Origin of the sequence: Pseudomonas cichorii (assembly GCF_015471405.1) — a bacterium.
In the GTDB taxonomy this organism is placed as follows: Bacteria; Pseudomonadota; Gammaproteobacteria; order Pseudomonadales; family Pseudomonadaceae; genus Aquipseudomonas; species Aquipseudomonas serbiensis.
The window spans coordinates 1-26,027 of record NZ_BLVZ01000013.1; the positions used below are offsets into that span (position 1 = coordinate 1).

Genomic DNA, 26,027 nt, shown 5'->3' on the forward strand with positions numbered 1-26,027 from the left:
TCTCCTTGTTTGTGAGCAACCTACATGTGGATAAGTCGGCGTCTGATCGTTACAATGGCGGATGTTTTTGCCTCACCGGCTTTCGACTTAGGGGATATCCGTGTCAGTGGAACTTTGGCAGCAGTGCGTGGAGCTTTTGCGCGATGAGCTGCCTGCCCAGCAATTCAACACTTGGATCCGTCCGCTACAGGTCGAAGCCGAAGGCGACGAGTTGCGTGTGTATGCACCAAACCGTTTCGTTCTCGATTGGGTAAACGAAAAGTATCTGAGTCGTCTGCTTGAGCTGTTGGGCGAGCACGGCCAGGGTATGGCGCCTGCTCTTTCCTTATTAATAGGAAGCAAGCGCAGCTCGGCACCGCGTGCGGCACCCAATGCACCGTTGGCCGCTGCTGCTTCGCAGGCGCTGTCGGCCAACAACGTCAGCAGCGTTTCAACACCTGTTGCTGCGCCTGTGGTGGCTGCTGCTCCAGCTCCGGTCCAGAGCCCCGAGACTCACGACGAACCTTCGCGTGACAGTTTCGATCCGATGGCGGGTGCCAGTTCGCAGCAGGCTCCAGCGCGTGCCGAGCAGCGCACTGTCCAGGTCGAAGGTGCGCTCAAGCACACCAGCTACCTGAACCGCACGTTCACTTTTGAAAACTTTGTCGAAGGTAAGTCCAACCAGTTGGCCCGTGCTGCGGCCTGGCAGGTTGCGGATAACCCCAAGCATGGTTACAACCCGCTGTTCCTTTATGGTGGCGTCGGTCTGGGTAAGACTCACTTGATGCATGCGGTGGGCAACCATCTGCTCAAGAAGAACCCGAACGCGAAGGTTGTCTATCTGCACTCGGAGCGCTTCGTGGCCGATATGGTCAAGGCGCTGCAACTGAACGCGATCAATGAGTTCAAGCGCTTCTACCGCTCGGTCGATGCGTTGCTGATCGATGACATTCAGTTCTTCGCCCGCAAGGAGCGTTCCCAGGAAGAGTTTTTCCACACCTTCAACGCATTGCTCGAAGGTGGGCAGCAGGTCATTCTCACCAGTGACCGTTACCCTAAAGAGATCGAAGGCCTGGAAGAACGACTGAAATCCAGGTTTGGCTGGGGGCTTACGGTGGCCGTCGAGCCGCCAGAGCTGGAAACCCGCGTTGCGATCCTGATGAAGAAAGCTGATCAGGCCAAGGTCGAATTACCCCATGACGCTGCATTCTTCATTGCGCAGCGCATTCGCTCCAACGTCCGTGAACTCGAAGGTGCGCTCAAGCGTGTCATCGCTCACTCGCACTTCATGGGCCGTGATATCACGATCGAACTGATTCGTGAGTCGCTTAAAGATTTGTTGGCGTTGCAGGACAAGCTGGTGAGTGTGGATAACATTCAACGCACTGTCGCCGAGTACTACAAGATCAAGATCTCCGACCTGTTGTCCAAGCGTCGTTCCCGATCCGTCGCACGTCCACGTCAGGTGGCGATGGCGCTTTCCAAGGAACTGACCAACCACAGTCTTCCGGAAATCGGTGATGTATTCGGTGGCCGCGACCACACGACTGTTCTGCATGCATGTCGCAAGATCAACGAACTCAAGGAATCCGACGCGGATATCCGCGAGGACTACAAGAACCTGCTGCGGACTCTGACTACATGATGACGCCAGTGCAGCTTATTAAGGCAAGGGACTAGACCATGCATTTCACCATTCAACGCGAAGCCCTGTTGAAACCCCTGCAATTGGTCGCCGGCGTGGTTGAACGCCGTCAGACCTTGCCGGTGCTATCCAATGTGCTCATGGTCGTCGAAGGCCAGCAACTTTCCCTGACAGGTACTGACCTGGAAGTGGAGCTGGTGGGTCGTGTCCAACTCGAAGAGCCTGCTGAGCCAGGGGAAATCACTGTCCCTGCGCGCAAGCTGATGGATATCTGCAAGAGCCTGCCGAACGACGTGCTGATCGACATCAAGGTCGATGACTCCAAAGTGGTGGTCAAGGCAGGTCGTAGCCGTTTCACCTTGTCCACGCTACCTGCCAACGATTTCCCAACCGTTGAAGAAGGCCCGGGCTCACTGACTTTCGACCTGGTGCAAAGCAAGCTGCGTCGTTTGATCGAGCGCACCAGTTTTGCCATGGCTCAACAGGATGTCCGTTACTACCTCAACGGCATGCTGCTTGAAGTCAGCGCTGGCATCTTGCGTGCTGTCGCCACTGACGGCCACCGCCTGGCCATGTGCTCGATGTCTGCACAGATCGAGCAAGCCGACCGTCATCAAGTGATCGTGCCACGTAAAGGCATTCTGGAAATGGCGCGTCTGCTCACCGAGCAGGACGGCATCGTCAGCATCGTATTGGGTCAGCACCACATTCGTGCCACGACCGGTGAGTTCACCTTTACCTCCAAACTGGTAGACGGCAAATTCCCGGACTACGAGCGTGTTCTGCCTAAAGGTGGTGACAAGCTGGTATTGGGTGATCGTCAGGCATTGCGTGAAGCTTTCAGCCGTACCGCCATTCTGTCGAACGAAAAATACCGTGGTATCCGCCTGCAACTGGCAAGTGGTCAGTTGAAGATTCAGGCGAACAACCCTGAGCAGGAAGAAGCAGAAGAAGAGATCAGCGTAGAGTACAGCGGTGACTCCCTGGAAATCGGTTTCAACGTGAGCTATCTGCTAGACGTGCTGGGTGTGATGACAACAGAACAAGTGCGCTTGATTCTGTCGGACTCCAACAGCAGTGCTCTGGTACAAGAATCGGATAACGATGATTCCGCCTACGTTGTCATGCCGATGCGTCTGTAACCCCATGTTCAGCGCTATCTAGATGTCTCTTAGCCGCATCTCGGTCACTGGGGTGCGCAACCTGCACCCAGTGACCTTCTCCCCCTCCCCGCGTATCAACATCCTTTATGGTGCCAACGGAAGTGGCAAGACCAGCGTGCTGGAAGCCATTCACTTGCTGGGCATTGCACGTTCGTTTCGCAGCAGCCGTCTTCTTCCCGTCATTCAATATGAACAGCCTGCTTGTACCGTCTTTGGTCAGGTTCAACTGGCCGAGAGTGGCCAGAGCAATCTCGGGATCTCCCGCGACAGGCAAGGCGAGTTTCAGATCCGTATAGATGGACAGAATGCACGTAGCGCTGCGCAACTGGCCGAGATACTTCCGCTGCAACTGATCAACCCTGACAGTTTCAGGTTGCTGGAAGGCGCACCGAAAATACGCCGGCAGTTTCTGGACTGGGGAGTGTTCCACGTGGAACCTCGTTTCATGTCCACTTGGCAGCGCCTGCAGAAGGCCCTGCGGCAGCGGAACTCATGGCTGCGGCATGGTACACTTGACGCCGCTTCGCAAGCGGCATGGGATCGGGAACTGTGCCTGGCCAGTGATGAAATCGATGAATTTCGTCGCACCTACATCAAGGCCTTGAAACCCGTCTTTGAACAAACTTTGAGCGAACTTGTTGAGCTTGAAGGTTTGACCCTGAGCTACTACCGAGGCTGGGATAAGGAAAAAGAGCTGAGCACCGTGCTCGCTTCATCCTTGCTCCGTGATCAGCAGATGGGCCATACACAAGCCGGACCGCAACGCGCTGATTTGCGTCTTAGACTGGGCGCACACAATGCTGCGGATATATTGTCCCGTGGCCAGCAGAAGTTGGTGGTCTGTGCATTGCGCATTGCTCAAGGGCATCTGGTTAGCCAGGCTCGCCGCGGCCAATGTATTTATCTGGTGGATGACTTGCCTTCCGAACTGGACGACAACCACCGTCGCGCACTTTGTCGCTTGCTGGAAGAATTACGCTGCCAGGTTTTTATCACCTGTGTAGATCAAGAATTTTTGAGGGAAGGCTGGCAGACGGAAACGCCAGTTGCTTTGTTCCACGTGGAACAAGGCCGTATCACCCAGACCCACGACCATCGGGAGTGATTGCATGAGCGAAAACCAAACGTACGACTCGTCCAGCATTAAAGTGCTGAAAGGACTTGATGCCGTACGCAAGCGTCCCGGAATGTACATCGGTGATACAGACGATGGCAGCGGTCTACACCATATGGTGTTCGAGGTGGTTGATAACTCGATCGACGAAGCTTTGGCTGGCCACTGCGACGATATCAGCATCACCATCCATCTAGACGAATCCATTACTGTGCGCGACAACGGCCGCGGTATTCCGGTTGACGTGCATAAAGAAGAAGGCGTTTCGGCGGCAGAGGTCATCATGACCGTGCTCCACGCTGGCGGTAAATTTGATGACAACTCCTACAAGGTATCCGGCGGCCTGCACGGTGTAGGTGTTTCTGTTGTTAACGCCCTCTCGGAAGTTCTGCAACTGACTGTACGTCGTAGCGGAAAAATCTGGGAGCAAACCTACGTTCACGGTGTTCCACAGGAGCCCATGAAAATCGTTGGTGAGAGCGATAGCACGGGTACGCAGATTCACTTCAAGCCTTCCGCCGACACCTTCAAGAACATCCACTTCAGCTGGGACATCCTGGCCAAGCGGATTCGTGAGCTTTCATTCCTGAACTCCGGCGTAGGTATCTTCCTCAAGGATGAGCGCAGTGGTAAGGAAGAGCTGTTCAAGTATGAAGGTGGTCTGCGTGCTTTCGTTGAGTATCTGAACACCAACAAGACAGCGGTCAACCAGGTCTTCCACTTCAACGTCCAGCGTGACGATGGTGTGGGTGTCGAGGTTGCCTTGCAGTGGAACGACAGCTTCAACGAGAACCTGTTGTGCTTCACCAACAACATTCCTCAGCGCGATGGCGGTACTCACCTTGTTGGTTTCCGCTCGGCACTGACTCGTAACCTGAACAACTATATAGAACAGGAAGGCCTGGCCAAGAAGCACAAAGTCGCCACAACCGGTGACGATGCGCGTGAAGGTCTGACTGCGATTATTTCGGTGAAGGTGCCGGATCCCAAGTTCAGCTCGCAGACCAAGGACAAGCTGGTATCGTCCGAAGTCAAAACCGCAGTCGAGCAAGAGATGGGTAAATACTTCTCTGACTTCCTGCTGGAAAACCCGAACGAAGCCAAGGCTGTCGTTGGCAAGATGCTCGATGCTGCACGGGCTCGTGAAGCTGCCCGCAAGGCACGTGAGATGACTCGCCGCAAAGGCGCTCTGGATATTGCTGGCCTGCCGGGCAAACTCGCCGACTGCCAGGAAAAAGACCCTGCCCTTTCCGAACTGTACCTCGTGGAAGGGGACTCTGCTGGCGGTTCAGCCAAGCAGGGGCGTAACCGTAAAACCCAGGCGATCCTGCCTCTGAAGGGTAAGATCCTCAACGTCGAGAAAGCACGTTTCGACAAGATGATCTCTTCCCAGGAAGTGGGCACCTTGATCACCGCCTTGGGCTGTGGCATTGGCCGCGAAGAGTACAACATCGACAAACTGCGTTATCACAACATCATCATCATGACCGATGCTGACGTCGACGGTTCGCACATCCGTACCCTGCTGCTGACGTTCTTCTTCCGTCAGTTGCCGGAGCTGGTCGAGCGTGGCTACATCTATATCGCTCAGCCACCGCTGTACAAGGTCAAGAAAGGCAAGCAAGAGCAGTACATCAAAGACGACGACGCCATGGAAGAATACATGACCCAGTCGGCTCTGGAAGATGCCAGCTTGCACCTGAACGAATCGGCTCCTGGTATCTCCGGCGAAGCACTGGAGCGCCTGGTAAACGATTTCCGTATGGTCATGAAGACCCTCAAGCGCCTCTCTCGTCTGTATCCTCAGGAACTGACCGAGCACTTCGTTTACCTGCCACCTGTCACGCTCGAGCAACTGTCTGACCATGCCGGCATGCAAGCCTGGCTGGCCAAGTTCGATGAGCGTCTGCGTGCGGGTGAGAAGTCGGGTCTGGTGTACAAGGCCAGCCTGCGTGAAGATCGTGAACGTAACGTATGGCTGCCAGAGGTCGAACTGATCTCCCACGGTCTGTCCAACTACGTCACCTTCAACCGCGACTTCTTCGGCAGCAACGATTATAAGACCGTCACTGCCCTGGGCGCACAAATCAGCTCTCTGCTGGAAGAAGGCGCCTATGTGCAACGTGGCGAGCGCAAGAAGCCAGTCACCGAGTTCAAAGACGCCCTCGCCTGGCTGATGGCCGAAAGCACCAAGCGCCACACTATCCAGCGCTATAAAGGTCTGGGCGAAATGAACCCCGATCAGCTCTGGGAAACCACCATGGACCCAAGCGTGCGCCGCATGCTGAAGGTCACGATCGAAGACGCAATCGCAGCCGACCAGATCTTCAACACCCTCATGGGTGATGCGGTCGAGCCTCGTCGCGACTTCATCGAGAGCAATGCGTTGGCAGTTTCCAACCTGGATTTCTAAGGTTGTTGTAGCTGCAAGTGGGCGTGTTTTTATCGTCCTGTAAAAAACCCAGCCGAGTGCTGGGTTTTTTTATGGATTACATTTGATTGTGCGCTTGCTCAATCGAGCATACCTGCAGTTCGATCTTTATCTTACGGCCTCAAACTGTGCCAATGCCGCCATCATCGCAATTAGCGAAATGGCAATTCCGATACCCATTGTCCAGTCGGATTCCGGGCGTGTGGAAAACCAGGCGTTTTTGGACGGGTACTTTCCTAGCGTGATGAGTTTTACCACAGGCCAGCCGATGGGGTAAAAGATGGCACGGAAAACGAACTCAAACAGCTCTTCTATCATGCCAAGCGATCCTTGAGACTCTAAAAATTAGCGTTGTTATTACGCGATCGGTTTCCTGCAGAATACCGCCAACTCGATGTAACTTCACTTATCCGTAGTGGCTGATGAGCCCTGGTAAGTTGACGAATTAACCGTGACTTTCTGCACAGCGTGAGCCGTTGCTGCTGCCGTATCCGTGAATCCCTACCTTAGAAACCCATTTGCCTCGGTGATTCGATTGACCACTTATTCATGCCTGCTGAAGACGCCCTCTGTTCAGACTTATCAAGCGCTTCGTATTGGCTCTGGCCTCAGTGCAAAGACCGAAGAGGCATCGGTACGGGGCTTACCCAATACTCTCTTTGCTGTGCAGATACTTCATGGGGCACTCCCGGTTGGGATGGGACGAGTCATTGGTGACGGGGGATGTTTCTTTCAAGTGGTGGACATTGCCGTCCTTAGGGAGCACCAAGGCAATGGTCTAGGGAAACGCATCATGACCGAAATTATGAAATACATTGAAGCCACCGTTCCTGAAAGCGGCTACGTCAGTCTCATTGCGGATGGTCAGGCACAAGACCTCTATGCGCAGTTCGGTTTTGTACACACCGCACCCCGTTCTGTGGGGATGGCATACAGAAGACCCCAGGCGGACGTTTAAATCAGGAGCACTCAGATAAAGCAGACGTTCGAGTGATCGATTCACCACTCGAATCTTTGGTTAAAGTGAAATACCGATACCGACTATCAGTATCGCGGCAACAAGCCCTAGTGAACGTAGCCACTCTCCCAGTTCCCGTTCTTCCCCCTTACTGATTTCAAAAGCACCTGCTGCAGCCACCATGAGGAATAACGCCATGAACCAGAGCAGCAAGCCCCAGCCATAGCTATAACTCAAAGCATTGTCCCAAAAGAAAGTGATCGTATTGAGCGATAGCATTAGCGCCAGAAAAGCGGGTCCTGTCGTGCTTTGTGAGGATTGCAGCCTTAGAAAACTGATGAGAAAGAGAGGGTTTGCATACCAGGCAAATTGAAATCGCAATGGCCCGATCCATCCGCTAGTCAGTAGGTTCCATCCCATGGTGATTTTATGACCATGTTTGATTGCTACCGGAAAAAACAGCGAAACTATCCAGAGAAAAAGTGCCGCTTTCGATAACGCCTCACTTGAAAGAGCGCCATCCAATGATTGGTGGCCAGGCTTTCTTGCTCTCCATATGAAGGGAATTAGCAGACCCGTGTAAAAGCACAAGGTTGAAAAGACGCGATCTCCCTGTTCACTGGGGCTGACATATCCTATGGATAAAGCGACCACTGCACCCCCTGCAAGAATCCAGTAGGCATACTCTGCAAACTCCTTGATGACAGGAGAGTTGTGCAGTTGGATCAATTGCTTTATCAGCGTCAGTACAAGGATCAATAAATATCCGAGCACTCCTCCCCAAAACAGAGAATTGCTTCCAGAGCCTAAAAGCATCACTTCTTTCATTTGCCGTCCTTGTCGATTCAGAGGTGAGTCAGAGCTTGCGTTGCGCCCACTAAAAAGCCGACCCTCAAGGTCGGCTTTCTATCTACTCGCAAAACTTATGCACGTTTTTAGCTCATTAATCAGCTTCAGAAATAAGCAGCTAAATTAATGACTTAGCCGATTTTTTTGAAGGTTTCGCAAAAATGGTGCACAGGTTATCCACAAAATCAGACTTCGACTTTCTCGGTGCTCGAGACAGGTGCAACGTCTGACCCAAGGGACTTCTGCGTGGCTTCGTTCCAGGCCTGGACGCGGTCGTTGAGCGCTGCAATGGCGCGAGGGCCGGTGCCTTCGGCGTACATGGGTTCACCGATGACGACCTGGATAGTACCCGGCTTCTTCGCCCAGCCTTCTTTCGGCCAGTACTTGCCGGCGTTGTGAGCTACAGGCAGCACGGGCAGTTCGGCATTGACGGCCAGTGCGGTGCCGCCACGGGAGAACTTGCCAACCTGACCGAACGGGACTCGGGTGCCTTCCGGGAAGATCAGTACCCAGATGCCGTCCTTGAGCAATTCGTCACCCTTCTTGGCGATTTGCTTGAGTGCGGCCTTGGGGTTTTCGCGATCAATCGCGATAGGACGCAGCATGGCCATGGCCCAGCCGAAGAACGGCACGTACAGCAACTCGCGCTTGAGCACCTGGCTCAGGGGCTCGAAGTAGGCCGAAAGGAAGAAGGTTTCCCAAGTGCTCTGGTGGTTGGAGATGATCACGCAAGGTGTCTTTGGAACGTTGTGCGCGCCGGTCACTTCCACGTGAATATTCAGAAACACGCGGGTCAGCCAGATAGCGCAGCGGCACCAGTAGACATTGATGAACCGGTAGCGAGCCTTGAATGGCAGAAAAGGCGCAATGAAGAAACTCAGTGTGCACCACAGCAGAGAGCTGGTGCCTAGCAACAGGTAAAAGAAAAAGGTCCTGATTGCCTGCATGATCGACATAGTTACTTTTACCGTACGGGCAGGTGCCCGCTCATTCAGCGTACCGTTGAACCTGAGGGATTACAGCGAAACGCTATTGTGGATAAGTTCTGCGGCAACTGCCGCCAGATCGTCAAAAATCAAAGTGCCGGCCGGCACCGTACCGTCCATTGTCCTGCGGCCTTTACCGGTCATTACCAGAACTGGTTGAGCATCGACGGCCAAAGCGGCCTGCAGGTCACCCTTGCTGTCGCCCACGAACCATAAACCTTTCAGGTCTGCTGCGTAATGATTGGCGATGGTCTGCAGCATGCCCGGTTTGGGCTTGCGGCAGTCACAACCTTGATCCGGCCCATGCGGGCAATAAACGATCAAGCCAACCTCGCCACCCTGCCCTGCCACCAGCTCGCGCAAGCGCGCATGCATGGCATCCAGAGTCGCCAGATCGTAATAACCTCGGGCAATGCCGGACTGGTTGGTGGCAATTGCCACCGTCCAGCCGGCCTTGCTCAATGCTGCGATGGCCTCGATCGAGCCTGGAATGGGAATCCACTCCTCCACCGACTTTATGTAAGCGTCGGAGTCATGGTTGATGACTCCGTCCCGATCGAGAATCAGCAGCTTCACTCTCTATTCCTCAACCCAGCAGCGAGATATCGGCAACGCCGAGGAACAGGCCGCGCAGACGTGCCAGCAATGCATAACGGTTGGCGCGCACGTTGGCGTCGTCAGCGTTGACCATCACTGCCTCGAAGAACGCATCCACAGGCTCGCGCAGAGTTGCCAGGCGTGCCAGGGATTCGCTGTACTGACGCTCGGCTGCCATTGGCTGGACCGCGTGGTCTGCCTGTTGAATGGCCGAGTACAGGGAGAACTCGTTGGCGTTGTCGAAATACTTGGGCTCGACGGTCTGGGCGATGTTGCCCTCGGCCTTGCTCAAGAGGTTCGATACGCGCTTGTTCACCGCTGCCAGCGCCGCTGCCTGTGGCAACTTGCGGAATGCCTGTACGGCCTGGACCCGTTGATCGAAGTCCAGAGCAGAACCTGGCTGCAAGGCACGAACCGACAGATAAACCGCAACTTCGACGCCTTCGTCTTCATAACGCGCACGCAGGCGGTCGAAGATGAATTCCAGCACTTGATCGGACAGACCGGCAGCCTTGACCTTGGCACCGAACTGGTTGACCGCGAACTTGACGGTCTCGATCAGATCCAGATCCAGCTTCTTGTCGATCAGGATGCGCAGGATACCCAGCGCTGCACGGCGCAATGCGTACGGGTCTTTACTGCCGGTTGGCAGCATGCCGATACCGAAGATACCGACCAGTGTGTCGAGCTTGTCGGCAATGGCCACGGCAGCGCCGGTCAAGGTGGTAGGCAGCTCTGCGCCTGCACCGCGAGGCATGTATTGTTCGTTGAGTGCCAGTGCGACGTCTTCTGCTTCACCGTCAGCCTTGGCGTAGTAGTAACCGGCAATGCCTTGCATTTCCGGGAACTCGCCGACCATCTCGGTCGCCAGGTCGCACTTGGAAAGAATACCGGCACGTGCTGCACGCTGAGCGTCGCCGCCAATGCGTGGCGCGATGAATGCCGCCAGCTTGGAAACACGTTCGGCCTTGTCGAAGACGCTGCCCAACTGAGCCTGGAATACAACATTCTTCAGGCGATCGTTGAAGGTTTCCAGCTTCTGCTTCTTGTCCTGCTTGAAGAAGAACTCGGCATCGGTCAGACGTGGACGAACCACTTTCTCGTTACCGGCGATGATCTGTGCCGGGTCCTTGCTCTCGATGTTGGCAACCGTGATGAAGCGCGGCAGCAACTTGCCTTCGCTGTCCAGCAGGCAGAAATACTTCTGGTTGTCCTGCATGGTAGTGATCAGGGCTTCCTGAGGAACCTCAAGGAAACGCTCTTCAAACGAACAGACCAGCGGAACCGGCCACTCGACCAGACCTGCCACTTCGTCCAGCAGGCTTGGAGGCACGATAGCGGTGCCTTCCTGTTGGGCGGCCAGCTCGTCGACGCGCTTGCTGATGATCTGGCGACGTTCGTTGAAGTCGGCCAGTACATGAGCTGCCCGCAGGTCGCTGAGGTAGCTGGCAGGCGAGGAAATACGCACGTCTTCCGGGTGATGGAAGCGGTGACCGCGAGAATGACGGCCTGCGCTCTGAGCCAGGATCGTGCAGTCGATCACTTGCTCACCCAGCAGCATGACCAGCCATTGGGTCGGACGCACGAACTCTTCCTTGCGGGCACCCCAACGCATGCGTTTGGCGATTGGCAGGTCGTTCAGCGAGTCTTCGACGATGGTCGGCAGCAGCGTGGCTGTCGGCTTGCCGATGATGCTCTGGCTGTAGCGCAGCTTGGGGCCGCTCTGATCTATTTCACTCAGATCGACGCCGCACTTCTTGGCGAAGCCCAGTGCTGCCTGAGTCGGGTTGCCTTCGGCGTCGAAAGCGGCCTGACGAGGTGGACCATCCAGATTGACGCTGCGATCCGGTTGTTGCGTGGCCAGACCGGTGATCAACACAGCCAGACGACGCGGCGCAGCGTAAACCTGCTTGGCACTGTAGGTCAGGCCAGCGGTTTGCAGGCCTTTCTCTATACCTGCCAGAAATGCATCGCCCAGGGAACTGAGGGTCTTGGGTGGCAGTTCTTCGGTGCCCAGTTCGACCAGAAAATCTTGAGCACTCATTGTGCAGCCTCCAGCTTAGCCAACACTTCATCGCGTAGATCGGGCGGTGCCATCGGGAAGCCAAGTTTGGCCCGGGCTTGCAGGTAGCTCTGGGCAACAGAGCGGGCAAGCGTGCGCACACGCAGGATGTACTGCTGACGCGCAGTCACGGAAATAGCCCGGCGCGCATCCAGAAGGTTGAAGGTGTGCGAGGCCTTGAGGACCATTTCATAGCTTGGCAGTGGCAGCTCAAGCTCGATCAGGCGTGCGGCTTCGCTTTCATAGAAGTCGAACAGCTCGAACAGTTTTTCAACGTTGGCGTGCTCGAAGTTATAGGTCGATTGCTCCACTTCGTTCTGATGGAACACATCGCCGTAAGTCACTTTGCCGAATGGACCGTCAGCCCAGACCAGATCGTAGACCGAGTCCACGCCCTGCTGGTACATGGCCAGACGTTCCAGGCCGTAGGTGATTTCGCCGGTCACCGGGTAGCACTCAAGACCACCGACTTGCTGGAAGTAGGTGAACTGCGAGACTTCCATGCCGTTGAGCCAGATTTCCCAGCCCAGGCCCCAGGCGCCCAGAGTTGGCGATTCCCAGTTGTCTTCGACGAAACGGACGTCATGCACCAGCGGGTCGAGGCCGATGTGCTTGAGCGAGCCCAGGTACAGTTCCTGGAAGTTGTCCGGGTTCGGTTTCAGGATGACCTGGAACTGATAGTAATGCTGCAGGCGGTTCGGGTTTTCGCCGTAACGGCCGTCAGTCGGGCGACGGCTTGGCTGTACGTAAGCGGCGTTCCAGGTTTCCGGGCCTACGGCGCGCAGAAACGTGGCGGTGTGGAAAGTGCCGGCGCCTACTTCCATATCGTAGGGCTGAAGTACCACGCAACCTTGTTCTGCCCAGTATTGCTGGAGGGCGAGGATCAAGTCTTGGAAGGTACGCACGGCTGGCGTAGGCTGGCTCACAAAATTCACCTGTGCTGGGCTGCGATTTAAAGAGCGGGAGTATACCCGATTCGGCTGCACGTCCACCCTTGGAAGGCCTATGACTCGCTGCTTTTGGTGCAATGAAGACCCTATTTACATCGCTTATCACGATCAGGAATGGGGAGTGCCGCTGCGCGATGCGCAGAAGCTCTTCGAGTTACTTTTACTCGAAGGGTTCCAGGCCGGTCTGTCATGGATCACGGTTTTGAAAAAACGCGCGCGATATCGCGAAGTCATGTTCGGCTTTGACGTCCATCGCATCGCCGCGATGACCGACGCCGAGATTGAAGTGTTGATGCAGGAACCGGGCATCATCCGCAACCGCCTCAAACTCAACGCGGCCCGCCGCAATGCCCAGGCCTGGTTGAAACTGGACGACCCGGTCGGGTTTCTCTGGTCGTTTGTCGGAGGGCAGCAGAAGGTCAACCACTTCAAGGACCGCAGCCAGGTCCCGGCCATCACGCCAGAAGCCGAAGCCATGAGCAAGGCCTTGAAGAAAGCCGGCTTCACCTTCGTTGGTCCGACCATTTGCTACGCCTATATGCAATCGAGCGGCATGGTCATGGACCATACCGTGGATTGTGACCGATACGCCGTGCTCGCTCCCGCGTCAGGGCAAGGTGCTTAGGGCTTTTAGCAGACTGCCCCTTTCACCACGAGTCATAGGGGATACCGAACTTGTCGATGTAGGCTTGGGATTCTGGCTCCAGCTCAAATGCATAACGCCCGTTGGTTCGTCCCAGATCCGGGCCTTTTTTAAATATCGTGCCTTGTACACGGCTGACTTCAATCGGGCCAAGGCATGTCCCTCTGATCCATGTTTTGGCGATTCCACCGGGCGCTAAACCAATAGCCAAATTTTCCCGATAATCAGTTATCCATTCATTGCTTGCCTTGCAGTAGGTTTTTCCTCCCTCACGCATGGCTTGCCGAATAGACTCTGGAATTTCAATGTAGGCCTGATAGGTTTGAGGTTCTGCCAGAGACTGCCATCGAACATAGATAAAACGCGGCAGATCGGCTCCCGTGACTTGCTTTCCCGACCCCGCACCGGCGCGTTTAGGCCAGCCGTTCGGGTTTCCTTTCATGTTGGGAGGCGTCTGGATTGCTGCCAGCCCGCTCATGGCACGTTTGAACCAGCGGTCTTGCATATCCACTACATCAGCGGTTTCGATCCAGACTTCCATGTAATCGGGAGCAAAAAAGCCCAGTCGCCAAGAGTCATACGGCAGTTTGGCCCCATAGCTATTGGTGCCGCTGCATCCCAAAAGCAGCATTGCCAGAGCCAGGACGACTAGAGTATTCCTTTCACCACGATTCATAGGGGATGCCGAACTTGTCGATGTAGGCTTGGGATTCTGGGTTTGGGTTGCGATAGTAATAGCCCCCTGATGCACCTCCATGTGGGCCTTTTTTGACTATGGTGCCTTGTACGCGGCTGACTTCAATGGGGCCAAGGCATGTCCCGCTGATCCATGTTTTGGCGATTCCACCTGGCGCTAGACCAATAGCCAAATTTTCCCGATAGTCAGTGATCCATTCATTGCTTGCCTCGCAGTAGGTTTTTCCTCCTTCACGCATGGCTTGTCGAATGGCATCTGGAATCTCAATGTAGGCCTGATAAGTCTGAGGTTCTGCCAGGGACTGCCATCTGACATAGATAAAGCGCGGCAGATCGGCCCCCGTGACTTGCTTTCCCGATCCCGCACCGGCGCGTATTGGCCAGCCTTTAGGGTTTCCTTTCAGATGGGGAGGAGTCTGGATTGCTGCCAATCCGCTCATGGCGCGTTTGAACCAGCGGTCTTGCATATCCACTACGTCAGCGGTTTCGATCCAGACCTCCATGTAGTCGGGAACAAAAAAACCGAGTCGCCAAGAGTCATACGGCAGCTTGGCCCCATAGTTGCCGCTGCAACTGCTGATCAGCAAAGCAGCAATCAATACTACCGATACCTGAAGCTTATTCATTGGCATGCACCACACGCTTGTAGTCGTCCGTGGGCCGGTTGATGAACACCACGTCCAGATCACTGCTGTTCCAGTTTTTCATGGCATTCCAGTTGGCGGAAAAATGGATGTAACGATGCAGCAGCATGGCTTCCTCTGATCGGGTTAAATTCAGAGCAGAACCGTTTCCCAGGACAAACGCCTGGATTTTTTTCAGGACAGGAAGCAGCTCGGCAGGCAGCGCCACTGAAGATGTTTCTGCCAGCTTTTGGAAGGGGACTTGGTGACGCAACCCCAGCTCACGCATCACACGCAGATAAACCTTCGATAAATCACCGTCCACTTCCCGGTCGATTCTGGCGGCCACATAGACCCGTTTTTCCGGGTATAGCGCATCGCGACTACGGGGTTGCCTTACTGACCAGATTGCCGGCTTGAATTTGATGCCCTGTTCGATCAGGCGATTGAGCAATGGGTCGGTGGTGCGCAATGTCTGGCGGTAGGCCGATGAGTTTTCGTCGGGTGTATCCAGGCGCTCAAGGCTGCTCACCGGTTTACTGAGCAGCAGCCTTTCACGGGTGCGAGGCAGGTAACCTCCGCCAATATCCGAGTGGGAGCCAGGCAGGACAATGTCGTTGCCAGTGCGGGTCAGGGCAAAGTTCAGGCGGTATTCATCCCTTGCCACAAACTGCACGATCTTGCGTGCAGCGCTGGTCGGTAAACCCAGATCCAGGCCAGGGTTATGGGCGTTGCCCGGGCTGAAATCGCCTGCCAGCGGTGAGACGATCCCGGCCACGGTGTCGAACAGACCGATGAAGTTGAGTGTTATATCGTGCTGTCTGCGCCATGCAAAATCTTCGATCAGCATGGTTGTTGGCAGGGCTTTGGCCAAAAGGCTTTGGGAGCCTTTCAGTACGTTATTGGCAAAATGTCGGGCTGCTGCTGCACCTCGGCTGAAACCGAAAATATCTACTTCAATGCGTCTGATTTTGAGGTTCGGGTTTTTTTCTTTAAGCCTGCGCATGCTTGAGAAAATTAGCGTTTGAGTCTGTTCAACCCTCGCCAAAACCCCCGTCTCCCCACGCCCAGTCCCCTGGCTATAAAGCGAATCAGTGCCACCACTGATTGTGCCGATGCCTTCGATGTAAACCTTCAAGGCCGCCTCTTCGGCGTCCGAGTCAATGGTGATATCCGCCTGATCCCGATACAAATCATAAAGCCGGGCAATATTGCTGGTGTCATTGCCGTAACTGTTGTCAGGCGAGCTGCCGTTACCGTCATAACCATGCTCTGCGCAGAATCGACGAACCTCTTCGGCCATGTCCTGCAAGTTGACGTCGCGTGCCATGCATCCGGCAACGCTTTCGCTGTTTGACTGGTTATTGCCGGTACCATCGAAAAACACGCCAAGTCGCAGGGTAATCAACTGTTCCTGCTCGACCTCCTCCTCTTCTTCCTCTATTTCCAGAGGTTTGTCCTTGCTAGAACGGTCTTGCGTAGCCGATGCGTCAAAGCCGTAGAGGGGGGTGATTACAGATCGGAAAGCCTGCCGGGCATGAGCGTCCGGCCATCCATAGGTGGCGGTAAGAACCGAGGGAATCAGCCTGGCGCTGCAGGGGCAAGTGCTTGAGCTATGAAGTGTGCCGGCCAGCAACAGCCCCTGGCTGTGCATCCACGGGATACCGCCGGTGATGCGATAGGTCTTGCCGTTCGCTCCGCAGGTCACCCGATCACCTGTACGGGAGCGGGCGAGACCGCACATGCTCAAACGATGGTCGCCCTCCAGAACCCTGCCGCCACAGGTGGTCTGGTCACCCAGGCCAATGAAATGCCCTTTCTCCATTGCGTTGCCTGTCCCTGCTCGATATTCGCCTCCATGCGGTTATTCGGATGTCTGGGAGAGGATGGATAAAAAAGAGGGACGCCATCGGGTAGCGGCCCGAAGTACGTTGTCAGTCGATTAGGTGAAATGAGTAGGCCGATAACTACAGCCATCGGCTACATGCAGCACTGCTGATGCGTGCTCAGAGCCTGCAATCATTGGCATTCGGGGTGGTTTACTGCGATCAATACGCAGCCAATGGCGCTGGCGGTTACAATGCCTGCCTCAAGAGTTTGGGAGTGATCTGTGGATAAGTTCAAAGGTGCCATGATTGTCGGGGCGTTGCGGTTGTTTGCTCTGTTGCCCTGGCGTGCCGTGCAATGGGTCGGCACTTCGATTGGCTGGTTGATGTGGAAGCTTCCCAACCGTTCCCGTGAAGTGGCGCGGATCAACCTGTCCAAGTGCTTTCCTGAGTTGAACAAGGCCGAGCTTGACCGATTGGTAGGCCGCAGCCTGATGGATATCGGCAAGACCCTGACTGAAAGCGCCTGCGCCTGGATCTGGCCTGCCCAGAAGTCCATCGATCTGGTGCGTGAAGTCGAAGGCCTCGATGTGCTCAAGGATGCCCTCGCTTCCGGCAAGGGCGTGGTCGGCATCACCAGCCACCTGGGCAACTGGGAAGTGCTCAACCACTTCTATTGCAGCCAGTGCAAACCGATCATTTTCTATCGGCCGCCCAAGCTGAAAGCGGTGGATGAGTTGCTGCGCAAGCAACGGGTACAGCTGGGCAACCGTGTGGCGGCCTCGACCAAGGAAGGCATCCTCAGTGTCATCAAGGAAGTGCGCAAAGGGGGCTCGGTAGGAATTCCTGCTGATCCGGAGCCGGCAGAATCGGCCGGTATCTTCGTGCCTTTCTGCGGTACCCAGGCTCTGACCAGTAAGTTCGTGCCCAACATGCTGGCGGGCGGCAAGGCTGTTGGCGTATTTCTGCACGCCATGCGCCTGCCGGACGGCTCGGGTTACAAAGTGGTCCTGGAAGCTGCGCCCGAAGAGATGTACAGCACTGACACCGAAACCTCAGCGGCAGCCATGAGCAAGGTGGTCGAAAAATATGTGCGGGCTTATCCGAGCCAGTACATGTGGACCATGAAGCGCTTCAAGAAGCGGCCAGCGGGCGAAGCGCGCTGGTATTGAACAACGTGTGGGAGTAGCCGATCAGTTAAGGTCACTTTGTGGGAGGCAGCTTGCTGGCGACTTCAGCGTACAGACGCAGAATATCTGCCGGTTTTCAGGCCTTTTCGCCAGCAAGCTGCCTCCCACAGGTTTTGTTTGTGCATTAATTGATCAGAAGAAGCTCAACCCCACCTGAAACAGCCGCTCCACATCGCGGATGTATTTTTTATCCACAAGGAACAGGATCACGTGGTCGCCTGATTCGATCACGGTGATATCGTGGGCGATCAGGACTTCTTCGTCGCGGATAATGGCTCCGATGGTGGTGCCATGCGGGAGGATGATGTCCTTGATGGCCTTGCCGATGACCTTGCTGGATTTGGCATCGCCGTGGGCGACAGCCTCGATGGCTTCGGCCGCTCCCCTGCGCAACGAATGCACACTGACGATATCGCCGCGCCGGACGTGGGTCAGCAAGGTGCCGATGGTTGCCAGTTGAGGGCTGACAGCGATATCGATTTCCCCGCCTTGCACCAGGTCCACATACGCCGGGTTGTTGATCAGTGTCACCACCTTGCGCGCACCCATCCGCTTGGCCAGCAGCGATGACATGATGTTGGCTTCGTCGTCGTTGGTCAGGGCCAGGAACAGGTCGGTATTGCCGATGTTTTCTTCCATCAACAGGTCGCGATCCGAAGAGCTGCCTTGCAGCACCACGGTACTGTTGAGGGTTTCCGACAGATGACGGCAACGGGCCGGATTCATCTCGATGATCTTGACCTGATAGCGGCTTTCGATGGCTTCGGCCAGGCGCTCGCCAATATTGCCACCGCCTGCGATGACGATGCGTTTGTAGCTTTCGTCCAGACGTCGCATCTCGCCCATCACGGCACGAATGTGGGCCTTTGCCGCGATGAAGAACACTTCGTCATCGGCTTCGATAACGGTGTCGCCATGGGGAGTGATGGGTCGGTCGCGACGAAAGATCGCGGCCACGCGGGTATCGACATTGGGCATGTGCGCCCGCAACTGGCGTAGTTTTTGGCCCACCAGCGGCCCGCCGTAATAAGCTCTGACGGCCACCAGTTGTGCCTTGCCTTCGGCAAAGTCGATCACCTGGAGGGCGCCGGGGTATTCGACCAGACGCTTGATGTAGTTGGTTACCACCTGTTCCGGGCTGATCAGTACATCCACGGGAATCGCATCGTTATCGAACAGCTCGACGCGGGTCAGGTAAGCCGCATCGCGGACACGGGCAATCTTGGTCGGCGTGTGGAACAGCGTGTAGGCAACCTGGCAGGCAACCATATTGGTTTCGTCGCTGTTGGTGACGGCCACCAGCATGTCGGCATCATCGGCCCCGGCCTGGCGCAGCACTGTTGGAAACGAGCCTTTGCCTTGAACCGTGCGGATATCCAGGCGGTCGCCCAGATCACGCAGACGGTCGCCATCGGTGTCGACGACCGTGATGTCGTTGGCTTCACTGGCCAGATGTTCGGCCAACGTGCCGCCAACCTGCCCTGCACCCAGGATGATGATTTTCAACTGCTATCTCCCTGTCAGACCGACGCCGCGATCTTGATCAGTTTTGCGTAATAGAAGCCGTCATGCCCGCCTTCCTGTGCAAGTAACTGGCGACCGTGCGGTTGCTTGATGCCTGCGGGTTGCTGGCCGAACTGCCCGGCGATATCCAGTTCACGGGCACCGCTGGTGCGTGCCAGGAAGGCTTCGATCACTTGTGTGTTTTCCGTTGGCAGCGTCGAGCAGGTGGCATACAACAGAATGCCTCCGACTTGCAGGGTCGGCCAGAGCGCGTCCAGCAGTTCGCCTTGCAGCGTGGCCAGGGCGGCAATGTCATCCGCCTGACGGGTCAGTTTGATGTCCGGGTGACGGCGGATCACGCCTGTTGCCGAGCACGGTGCATCGAGCAGAATGCGCTGGAATGGCTTGCCGTCCCACCATTGCGTGGTTTCGCGGGCGTCGGCGGCGATCAGTTCGGCATCCAGGCCAAGGCGGTCAAGGTTTTCCCGAACGCGAACCAGTCGCTTGGCTTCCAGATCCACAGCCACCACGCCACTGAGCTGTGGCTGTACTTCCAGCAGGTGGCAAGTCTTGCCGCCCGGCGCGCAGCAGGCATCGAGTACACGTTGACCGGGAGCCAGTTCCAGCAGATCGGCAGCCAGTTGGGCTGCTTCATCCTGCACGCTGATCCAGCCTTCTGCAAAACCTGGCAGTGAGCGCACATCACCCGGCTCGGCGAGCAGGATTCCGTCCTGGCTGAAGGTGCAGGCAATGGCTTCGATGCCTGCCGCTTTCAACAGCTCAAGGTATTGAGCACGGCTGTTATGCCGACGATTGACCCGCAAGATCATGGGCGGATGAGCGTTGTTGGCGGCGCAGATGGCTTCCCACTGCTCGGGCCACGAGGCTTTCAGGGCTTTTTGCAGCCAGCGCGGGTGAGCGGTGCGCACCACCGGGTCGTGTTCCAGTTCAGCCAGCAGCGCTTCGCTTTCACGTTGCGCACGGCGCAGAACGGCGTTGAGCAATGCCTTGGCCCAAGGCTTTTTCAGCTTGTCGGCGCAACCCACTGTTTCACCGATGGCGGCGTGGGCGGGGATGCGGCTGTAGAGCAATTGGTAAAGCCCGACCAGCAAAAGCGCCTCTACATCGGCGTCAGCCGCCTTGAAGGGTTTTTGCAGCAACCTGGCCGCCAGCGCCGACAAGCGCGGCTGCCAGCGTGCGGTGCCGAAGGCCAGATCCTGAGTCAGCCCGCGATCACGGACTTCGACTTTATCCAGCTGTGTCGGTAATGAACTGTTCAGCGAAGCCTTGCCGCTCAGCACGGCGGCCAATGCCCTGGCTGCGGCCAGACGCGGGTTCATTGGCCCAATACCGTGCCGGTGGCGAATTTCTCGCGACGGCTGTTGAACAGATCAGTGAAGTTCAGCGGCTTGCCGCCCGGCAGTTGCAGACGGGTGAGGCGCAGCGCACCTTGTCCACAGGCTACGATCAGGCCGTCCTTGCTGGCGCCGAGAATCGTGCCCGGCGCTCCCTGCCCTTCGGCAAGGCTGGCGGCCAGAACCTTGAGGGCTTCTTCGTTCAGTGTGCTGTGGCAGATCGGCCATGGATTGAAGGCGCGGATCAGGCGCTCCAGCTCGTCTGCCGGGCGGCTCCAGTCGATGCGCGCCTCGTCCTTGTTCAGTTTGTGAGCATAAGTGGCGAGGCTGTCATCCTGTACTTCGCCAATCAGCGAGCCATCAGCCAGGCCGGCAACGGCTTGCAACACAGCGGGCGGGCCAAGTTCGGCAAGACGGTCGTGCAAGGTGCCGCCGGTATCTTCTGCCGTGATCGGCGTGACGACCTTGAGCAGCATCGGGCCGGTATCCAGCCCCGCTTCCATGCGCATGACGGTTACACCGCTTTCTGCATCGCCAGCCTGCACGGCTCGCTGGATAGGCGCCGCGCCGCGCCAGCGTGGCAGTAGGGAGGCATGGCTGTTGATGCAACCCAGGCGTGGAATATCCAGCACCACTTGCGGCAGGATCAGGCCATAAGCGACCACCACCATCAGATCGGGCTTGAGCTCTGCCAGCTCCTGTTGAGCCGTTGCATCGCGCAGCGTTGGCGGTTGCAGTACTTGCAGGCCATGCTGTAACGCCAGTTGCTTGACCGGGCTTGGCATCAGTTTTTGTCCACGACCGGCCGGGCGATCAGGCTGGGTGTAGACCGCGATGATCTGATGAGGGCTGTCGAGCAGGGCCTTCAAATGTTCGGCGGCGAATTCCGGAGTACCGGCGAAGACGATGCGCAGTGGCTCAGTCATGGACTTCTCGTTCTGTAAAAAAGAAAAGGCCTTCACAGGCCTTTTTGGATGAGGGATCAGGCGTTTTGCTTATGCTGTTTTTCCAGCTTTTTCTTGATCCGGTCACGCTTGAGATTGGAGAGGTAGTCGACGAACAGCTTGCCGTTCAGGTGATCGCATTCATGCTGGATGCAGACCGCGAGCAAACCTTCGGCAATCAGTTCGTAAGGCTGGCCGTCACGGTCCAGAGCCTTGATGCGAACTTTCTGGGGACGATCGACATTTTCATAAAAACCGGGCACTGAGAGGCAGCCTTCCTGATACTGATCCATTTCATCGGTCAGCATTTCGATTTCAGGGTTGATGAATACGCGAGGCTCGGTGCGATCCTCACTCAGGTCCATCACGACCACACGCTTGTGGACGTTGACCTGGGTCGCTGCCAGACCGATGCCAGGAGCCTCGTACATGGTTTCAAACATGTCGTCGACCAACTGGCGTATGCCGTCGTCTACTATCGCCACGGGTTTAGCGATGGTGCGCAGGCGCGAATCGGGAAATTCGAGAATGTTTAGAATGGCCATATACGTAAGGGCTGCACTGTAGGGTAAAGTCAAAATTGGCTGCCAGGCTTGGAATGTCGAAGCGAGCAGCCCCATGACTGATGGGACTTATGTTCACGCGAGACAACATGATAAAGGGATTCACCGCATGAGGAAATCACTACTCGCCCTGCTGCTTTTGACCGCCAGCGGTCTTGTTCAGGCGCAAGTGCAACTCAAGGAAGGCCACCCGCAAACGTACACCGTCGTTGCCGGTGACACACTTTGGGACATTTCCGGCAAATTCTTGCGCGAACCATGGAAATGGCGCGAGTTATGGCGGGCCAATCCACAAGTACGCGATCCGGACCTCATCTATCCCGGCGATTCGCTGTCGCTGGTCTACATCGATGGTCAGCCACGTGTTGTCCTCAACCGTGCCGAGTCCCGCGGAACGATCAAATTGTCGCCTCGTGTGCGCAGTACGCCGACGATCGAAGCGATCCCGAGCATCCCGCTGGGCGCGATCAATGCGTTTCTGATCAGCAACCGGATCGTCGACAGCGCTGACCAGTTCGAGGACGCCCCGTACATCGTCGCAGGCAATGCCGAGCGTGTACTCAGTGGCCGGGGCGACCGCATCTACGCCCGCGGAAATCTGGACCAGGATCAGCAGGGCTATGGCATTTTCCGTCAGGGCAAGGTCTATACCGATCCGGGTACCAAGGAAGTGCTGGGCATCAATGCCGACGATATTGGCAGCGGTGAAGTCGTTGCCACAGAAGGCGATATCTCCACCTTGGTGTTGCAGCGCTCTACCCAGGAAGTTCGCCTGGGTGACCGTCTGTTCAGCAGTGAAGAGCGGGCAATCAACTCGACGTTCCTGCCCAGTTCTCCACAGAGCGCCATTGAGGGCCTGATTCTCGATGTGCCCAGAGGCGTGACCCAGGTTGGCGTCTACGATGTGGTGACGCTCAACAAAGGCAGGCGTGACGGGCTGGTCGAAGGCAATGTGCTGGCGATCTTCAAGACGGGCGAAATGGTCCGCGACCGGGTGACCGGCGAGCAGGTGAAAATTCCCGACGAACGTTCCGGGCTGCTGATGGTTTTCCGCACTTATGAAAAGCTCAGTTACGCCTTGGTCCTGCACGCGAACAGATCTTTGGCCATTATGGACAAGGTCCGCAATCCCTGACGCTATGTCTCAGGATTGATACGGATTTTTCCACCGGACATTTTACTTATCAAATTGTTGTCAACAGAGTTATCCACAGGTTTGCCCACTCCTTGAAGTGGGCTATGGATCAAGGACGATCTTATGCCACTGTTTGAAAAAGCTGTCCCTTCGCCTGCCGAACTGGAAGCGCGCCTGCGTTTGCATCGCTTGCCGGAGGTAGGACCCAAACGCTTTTCCAGACTCATTGATGCATTCGGGTCCGCCTCGGCAGCACTCTCTGCGCCCGCCAGTGCATGGCGAGCCTTGGGGTTGCCGACGGCCTGTGCCGAGGCCCGTCGCGACCCGCTGGTGCGTGATGGAGCCAGCGCCGCACTGGCCTGGCTTGAGTGTCCGGGCCAGCATTTATTGATGTGGGACGACCCTGGCTACCCGGCGTTGCTCGCTGAAATTGCCGACCCGCCGCCTCTGTTATTCATTGCTGGAAACCCTTCGATTCTTGAGCGGCCCCAACTGGGAATGGTCGGCAGTCGTCGTGCGTCGAAGCCGGGGATGGACACGGCCAGCGCTTTTGCCCGAAGCCTGGCAGGTGCCGGTTTTGTCATTACCAGCGGCCTGGCTTTGGGGATCGATGGCGCAGCGCATCAAGGTGCTCTGGACGTTGGCGGGGCAACAATCGGCGTGTTGGGGACGGGCCTCGAAAAACTTTATCCACAGCGCCATCGACACTTGGCGTCGCAGATGATTGCGCAAGGTAGCGCAGTGATTTCAGAGTTCCCGCTGGATACCGGCCCACAGGCCAACAACTTCCCGCGCCGCAATCGAATCATCAGTGGTTTGTCTCTGGGGGTACTGGTGGTGGAAGCCAGTGTGGGCAGTGGGTCGTTGATTACGGCGCGACTTGCGGCCGAGCATGGTCGAGAGGTGTATGCCATTCCCGGTTCCATTCATCACCCGGGTGCTCGCGGTTGTCATCAGTTGATCCGCGATGGCGCTGTGCTGGTCGAAACCGTCGATCACATTCTTGAAGCCCTGCAGCACTGGCACCATCTGACACCCGCCGCTTCCGGGCCTGAGCAGCCTGCCTCCTCTTCCAGGCATCCATTGCTGACGATCCTGCATGCTGCACCGCATACCAGCGAGGCGTTGGCGGTTGCCAGTGAATGGCCACTTCCCAAGGTACTGGCCGCCCTGACCGAGCTGGAACTGGATGGAATGATCAGCAATGAAGCTGGACGATGGTTCGCACGGGCGCCCTGAGGTTAAACTGCCCGGCAGGATTTATCGGAGAAACATCAATGGTCAGCAGTTGGCGCGTGCAGCAAGCCGCTCGAGATATTCGGGCCGGAGCGGTGATTGCCTATCCAACCGAGGCAGTCTGGGGGCTTGGGTGTGACCCATGGGATGAGGAAGCGGTGTATCGCCTGCTGGCGATCAAGTCGCGGCCTGTGGATAAAGGGCTGATTCTGATCGCCGACAACATTCGCCAGTTCGATTTTCTGTTCGAGGACTTTCCCGAGCAGTGGATCGACCGCATGGCCAGCACCTGGCCTGGCCCTAACACCTGGCTGGTGCCGCATCAGAACCTGCTGCCTGAATGGATCACGGGTGTGCATGAAACCGTGGCCCTGCGCGTGACCGATCATCCGACCGTACGTGAACTGTGCGCACTGGTCGGCCCTTTGATCTCGACCTCCGCCAACCCTGCCGGTCGCCCGGCTGCCCGCACACGGCTGCGCGTGGAGCAATACTTCCGTGGGCAAATCGACCTGGTGCTTGGCGGCAGCCTGGGCGGTCGCCGAAACCCCAGTGTCATCCGAGATGTCGCGACCGGCCAGGTTGTACGTCCAGGTTAAGGAATCAGAATCGTCGATCCCGTGGTGCGGCGAGCCGACAGCTCGATCTGCGCCTGGGCGGCGTCTTTCAGGGCGTATTGCTGGATATCGTTGACCTTGATCTTGCCGCTGGCGAGCATGTCGAACAGATCGTCGGCCATCGATTGCAGGTTCTGCGCATTGTTGGCATAGCTGGCCAGGGTTGGGCGGGTCACGTAAAGCGAGCCTTTCTGCGCCAGAATCCCCAGGTTCACGCCTGAAACCGGCCCGGATGCATTGCCAAAGCTGACCAGCAGGCCACGAGGCGCCACGCAATCGAGAGAGGTCAGCCATGTGTCCTGGCCGACGCCGTCGTAGACCACCGGGCATTTCTTGCCTTCGGTCAGTTCCAGTACCCGCTTGGCCACGTCTTCATGGCTGTAATCGATGGTTTCCCATGCACCGAGCGCCTTGGCGTGCTCTGCCTTCTCCGGCGAGCTGACCGTGCCGATCAGATTCGCTCCCAAGGCCTTTGCCCACTGGCAGGCCAGCGAACCGACGCCACCGGCAGCAGCGTGGAACAGAAAGGTTTCGCCGGGTTTGACCAGATACGTCTGGCGCAGCAAATACTGTACCGTCAGGCCCTTGAGGATGACGGCGGCCGCCTGCTCGAAGCTGATCGAGTCGGGCAGCTTCACCAGATTGGCCTCGGGTAATACATGCAGCTCGCTGTAGCCACCCAGCGGGCCGGTGCCATAAGCCACGCGGTCGCCCACCTGAAAGCGTGTCACTTCATTGCCGATGGCCTCGACTATGCCCGCGCCTTCCGTGCCCAGCCCCGAAGGAAATGAAGGTGCCGGGTAAAGGCCGCTGCGGTAATAGGTATCGATAAAGTTCAGGCCGATGGCCTTGTTGCGAACCACAACCTGCTGCGGGCCGGGTTGGGCTGGCTCAAAGTCGACATATTCAAGAACCTCGGGTCCTCCGATGGTGCTGAACTGGATACGCTTTGCCATTTGCTT

24 protein-coding genes are annotated in these 26,027 nt (G+C 56.7%); 10 read left to right on the forward strand and 14 right to left on the reverse strand.

Annotation, left to right across the window (positions count from 1 at the left end):
• The first annotated feature begins 100 nt into the window (after positions 1-100).
• From dnaA to gyrB, 4 genes are read left to right on the forward strand one after another with little or no spacing between them, the layout of a single operon-like run.
• Complete coding sequence (gene dnaA / locus JL015_RS19940) at positions 101-1,624, forward strand: chromosomal replication initiator protein DnaA (RefSeq protein WP_201000818.1); 1,524 nt, start codon at positions 101-103, stop codon at positions 1,622-1,624.
• Between the two features lie 38 nt (positions 1,625-1,662).
• Positions 1,663-2,766, forward strand: a complete 1,104-nt coding sequence (gene dnaN / locus JL015_RS19945) for a DNA polymerase III subunit beta (protein WP_201000820.1) — start codon at positions 1,663-1,665, stop codon at positions 2,764-2,766.
• Between the two features lie 22 nt (positions 2,767-2,788).
• The gene (recF, locus tag JL015_RS19950) at positions 2,789-3,892 is read left to right on the forward strand and encodes a DNA replication/repair protein RecF (RefSeq protein WP_201019661.1); all 1,104 of its coding nucleotides are present in this window, start codon (positions 2,789-2,791) and stop codon (positions 3,890-3,892) included.
• Between the two features lie 4 nt (positions 3,893-3,896).
• A complete protein-coding gene (gyrB, locus tag JL015_RS19955) occupies positions 3,897-6,314 on the forward strand; it encodes a DNA topoisomerase (ATP-hydrolyzing) subunit B (RefSeq protein WP_201019662.1) in 2,418 nt (805 codons plus the stop codon).
• A 126-nt stretch (positions 6,315-6,440) separates the two neighbouring features.
• Here gyrB and JL015_RS19960 read toward each other — a convergent pair whose 3' ends face one another.
• Entirely contained in the window at positions 6,441-6,650 is a 210-nt protein-coding gene (locus tag JL015_RS19960) for a hypothetical protein (RefSeq protein ID WP_201000827.1), read from the reverse strand.
• 346 nt (positions 6,651-6,996) lie between these two features.
• On the opposite strand from JL015_RS19960, the gene JL015_RS27760 reads away from it, so the two are divergent.
• Positions 6,997-7,290: a GNAT family N-acetyltransferase gene (locus JL015_RS27760; protein WP_268939679.1), complete on the forward strand. Its 294-nt coding sequence runs from the start codon at positions 6,997-6,999 to the stop codon at positions 7,288-7,290.
• Positions 7,291-7,350: 60 nt separating this feature from the next.
• On the opposite strand, the gene JL015_RS19970 is transcribed toward JL015_RS27760, so the two are convergent.
• The 5 genes from JL015_RS19970 to glyQ all read right to left on the reverse strand — a co-directional run bounded on the left by JL015_RS19970 (position 7,351) and on the right by glyQ (position 12,710).
• Complete coding sequence (locus JL015_RS19970) at positions 7,351-8,118, reverse strand: hypothetical protein (protein ID WP_201019663.1); 768 nt, start codon at positions 8,116-8,118, stop codon at positions 7,351-7,353.
• Positions 8,119-8,324: 206 nt separating this feature from the next.
• Entirely contained in the window at positions 8,325-9,095 is a 771-nt protein-coding gene (locus tag JL015_RS19975) for a lysophospholipid acyltransferase family protein (RefSeq protein WP_201019664.1), read from the reverse strand.
• 60 nt (positions 9,096-9,155) lie between these two features.
• Positions 9,156-9,701: a D-glycero-beta-D-manno-heptose 1,7-bisphosphate 7-phosphatase gene (gene gmhB / locus JL015_RS19980; protein ID WP_201019665.1), complete on the reverse strand. Its 546-nt coding sequence runs from the start codon at positions 9,699-9,701 to the stop codon at positions 9,156-9,158.
• A 10-nt stretch (positions 9,702-9,711) separates the two neighbouring features.
• Positions 9,712-11,766, reverse strand: a complete 2,055-nt coding sequence (glyS, locus tag JL015_RS19985) for a glycine--tRNA ligase subunit beta (RefSeq protein ID WP_201019666.1) — start codon at positions 11,764-11,766, stop codon at positions 9,712-9,714.
• On the reverse strand, positions 11,763-12,710 hold the full coding sequence (gene glyQ / locus JL015_RS19990) for a glycine--tRNA ligase subunit alpha (RefSeq protein ID WP_122315186.1): 948 nt from the start codon (positions 12,708-12,710) through the stop codon (positions 11,763-11,765). The genes glyS and glyQ overlap by 4 nt, the downstream gene beginning before the upstream one ends.
• A 79-nt stretch (positions 12,711-12,789) precedes the next feature.
• Between glyQ and JL015_RS19995 the strand changes: the two genes are divergently transcribed.
• Entirely contained in the window at positions 12,790-13,359 is a 570-nt protein-coding gene (locus tag JL015_RS19995) for a DNA-3-methyladenine glycosylase I (protein ID WP_201019667.1), read from the forward strand.
• A 22-nt stretch (positions 13,360-13,381) separates the two neighbouring features.
• Here JL015_RS19995 and JL015_RS20000 read toward each other — a convergent pair whose 3' ends face one another.
• Genes JL015_RS20000 through JL015_RS20010 form a run of 3 tightly spaced genes read right to left on the reverse strand, consistent with a single transcriptional unit; the run spans position 13,382 to position 16,521 of the window.
• A complete protein-coding gene (locus JL015_RS20000; RefSeq protein WP_201019668.1) occupies positions 13,382-14,053 on the reverse strand; it encodes a DUF2931 family protein in 672 nt (223 codons plus the stop codon).
• Positions 14,040-14,699: a DUF2931 family protein gene (locus JL015_RS20005; protein ID WP_201019669.1), complete on the reverse strand. Its 660-nt coding sequence runs from the start codon at positions 14,697-14,699 to the stop codon at positions 14,040-14,042. The genes JL015_RS20000 and JL015_RS20005 overlap by 14 nt, the downstream gene beginning before the upstream one ends.
• Positions 14,692-16,521, reverse strand: a complete 1,830-nt coding sequence (locus tag JL015_RS20010) for a PAAR domain-containing protein (protein ID WP_201019670.1) — start codon at positions 16,519-16,521, stop codon at positions 14,692-14,694. Before JL015_RS20010 ends, JL015_RS20005 begins: the two co-directional genes overlap by 8 nt.
• Positions 16,522-16,806: 285 nt before the next feature.
• On the opposite strand from JL015_RS20010, the gene JL015_RS20015 reads away from it, so the two are divergent.
• Positions 16,807-17,694, forward strand: coding sequence for a lysophospholipid acyltransferase (locus tag JL015_RS20015; RefSeq protein ID WP_201019671.1), 888 nt, complete (start codon positions 16,807-16,809; stop codon positions 17,692-17,694).
• A 150-nt stretch (positions 17,695-17,844) separates the two neighbouring features.
• Here the strand turns inward: JL015_RS20015 and trkA are convergent, their stop codons facing one another.
• The 4 genes from trkA to def are packed head-to-tail and all read right to left on the reverse strand — an operon-like array spanning position 17,845 to position 22,059.
• Positions 17,845-19,218, reverse strand: coding sequence for a Trk system potassium transporter TrkA (gene trkA / locus JL015_RS20020; RefSeq protein ID WP_201000847.1), 1,374 nt, complete (start codon positions 19,216-19,218; stop codon positions 17,845-17,847).
• A gap of 14 nt (positions 19,219-19,232) precedes the next feature.
• A complete protein-coding gene (gene rsmB / locus JL015_RS20025) occupies positions 19,233-20,555 on the reverse strand; it encodes a 16S rRNA (cytosine(967)-C(5))-methyltransferase RsmB (RefSeq protein WP_201019672.1) in 1,323 nt (440 codons plus the stop codon).
• The gene (gene fmt, locus JL015_RS20030; protein ID WP_201019673.1) at positions 20,552-21,496 is read right to left on the reverse strand and encodes a methionyl-tRNA formyltransferase; all 945 of its coding nucleotides are present in this window, start codon (positions 21,494-21,496) and stop codon (positions 20,552-20,554) included. The genes rsmB and fmt overlap by 4 nt, the downstream gene beginning before the upstream one ends.
• A 56-nt stretch (positions 21,497-21,552) precedes the next feature.
• Positions 21,553-22,059: a peptide deformylase gene (gene def, locus JL015_RS20035; protein WP_201000852.1), complete on the reverse strand. Its 507-nt coding sequence runs from the start codon at positions 22,057-22,059 to the stop codon at positions 21,553-21,555.
• A 127-nt stretch (positions 22,060-22,186) separates the two neighbouring features.
• Here def and JL015_RS20040 point away from each other — a divergent pair, with 127 nt between their 5' ends.
• The 3 genes from JL015_RS20040 (at position 22,187) to JL015_RS20050 (ending at position 25,047) form a co-directional block, all read left to right on the forward strand.
• Positions 22,187-23,212, forward strand: coding sequence for a LysM peptidoglycan-binding domain-containing protein (locus JL015_RS20040; RefSeq protein WP_201019674.1), 1,026 nt, complete (start codon positions 22,187-22,189; stop codon positions 23,210-23,212).
• 123 nt (positions 23,213-23,335) lie between these two features.
• Positions 23,336-24,451 carry a DNA-processing protein DprA gene (gene dprA / locus JL015_RS20045; protein WP_201019675.1) on the forward strand — a complete coding sequence of 372 codons (1,116 nt, stop codon included), beginning with the start codon at positions 23,336-23,338 and terminating at the stop codon, positions 24,449-24,451.
• A gap of 38 nt (positions 24,452-24,489) precedes the next feature.
• Positions 24,490-25,047: an L-threonylcarbamoyladenylate synthase gene (locus tag JL015_RS20050; RefSeq protein ID WP_117180589.1), complete on the forward strand. Its 558-nt coding sequence runs from the start codon at positions 24,490-24,492 to the stop codon at positions 25,045-25,047.
• On the opposite strand, the gene JL015_RS20055 is transcribed toward JL015_RS20050, so the two are convergent.
• Positions 25,044-26,021: an NADPH:quinone reductase gene (locus JL015_RS20055; protein ID WP_201019676.1), complete on the reverse strand. Its 978-nt coding sequence runs from the start codon at positions 26,019-26,021 to the stop codon at positions 25,044-25,046. The genes JL015_RS20050 and JL015_RS20055 overlap by 4 nt on opposite strands.
• Between the last annotated feature and the right edge of the window lie 6 nt (positions 26,022-26,027).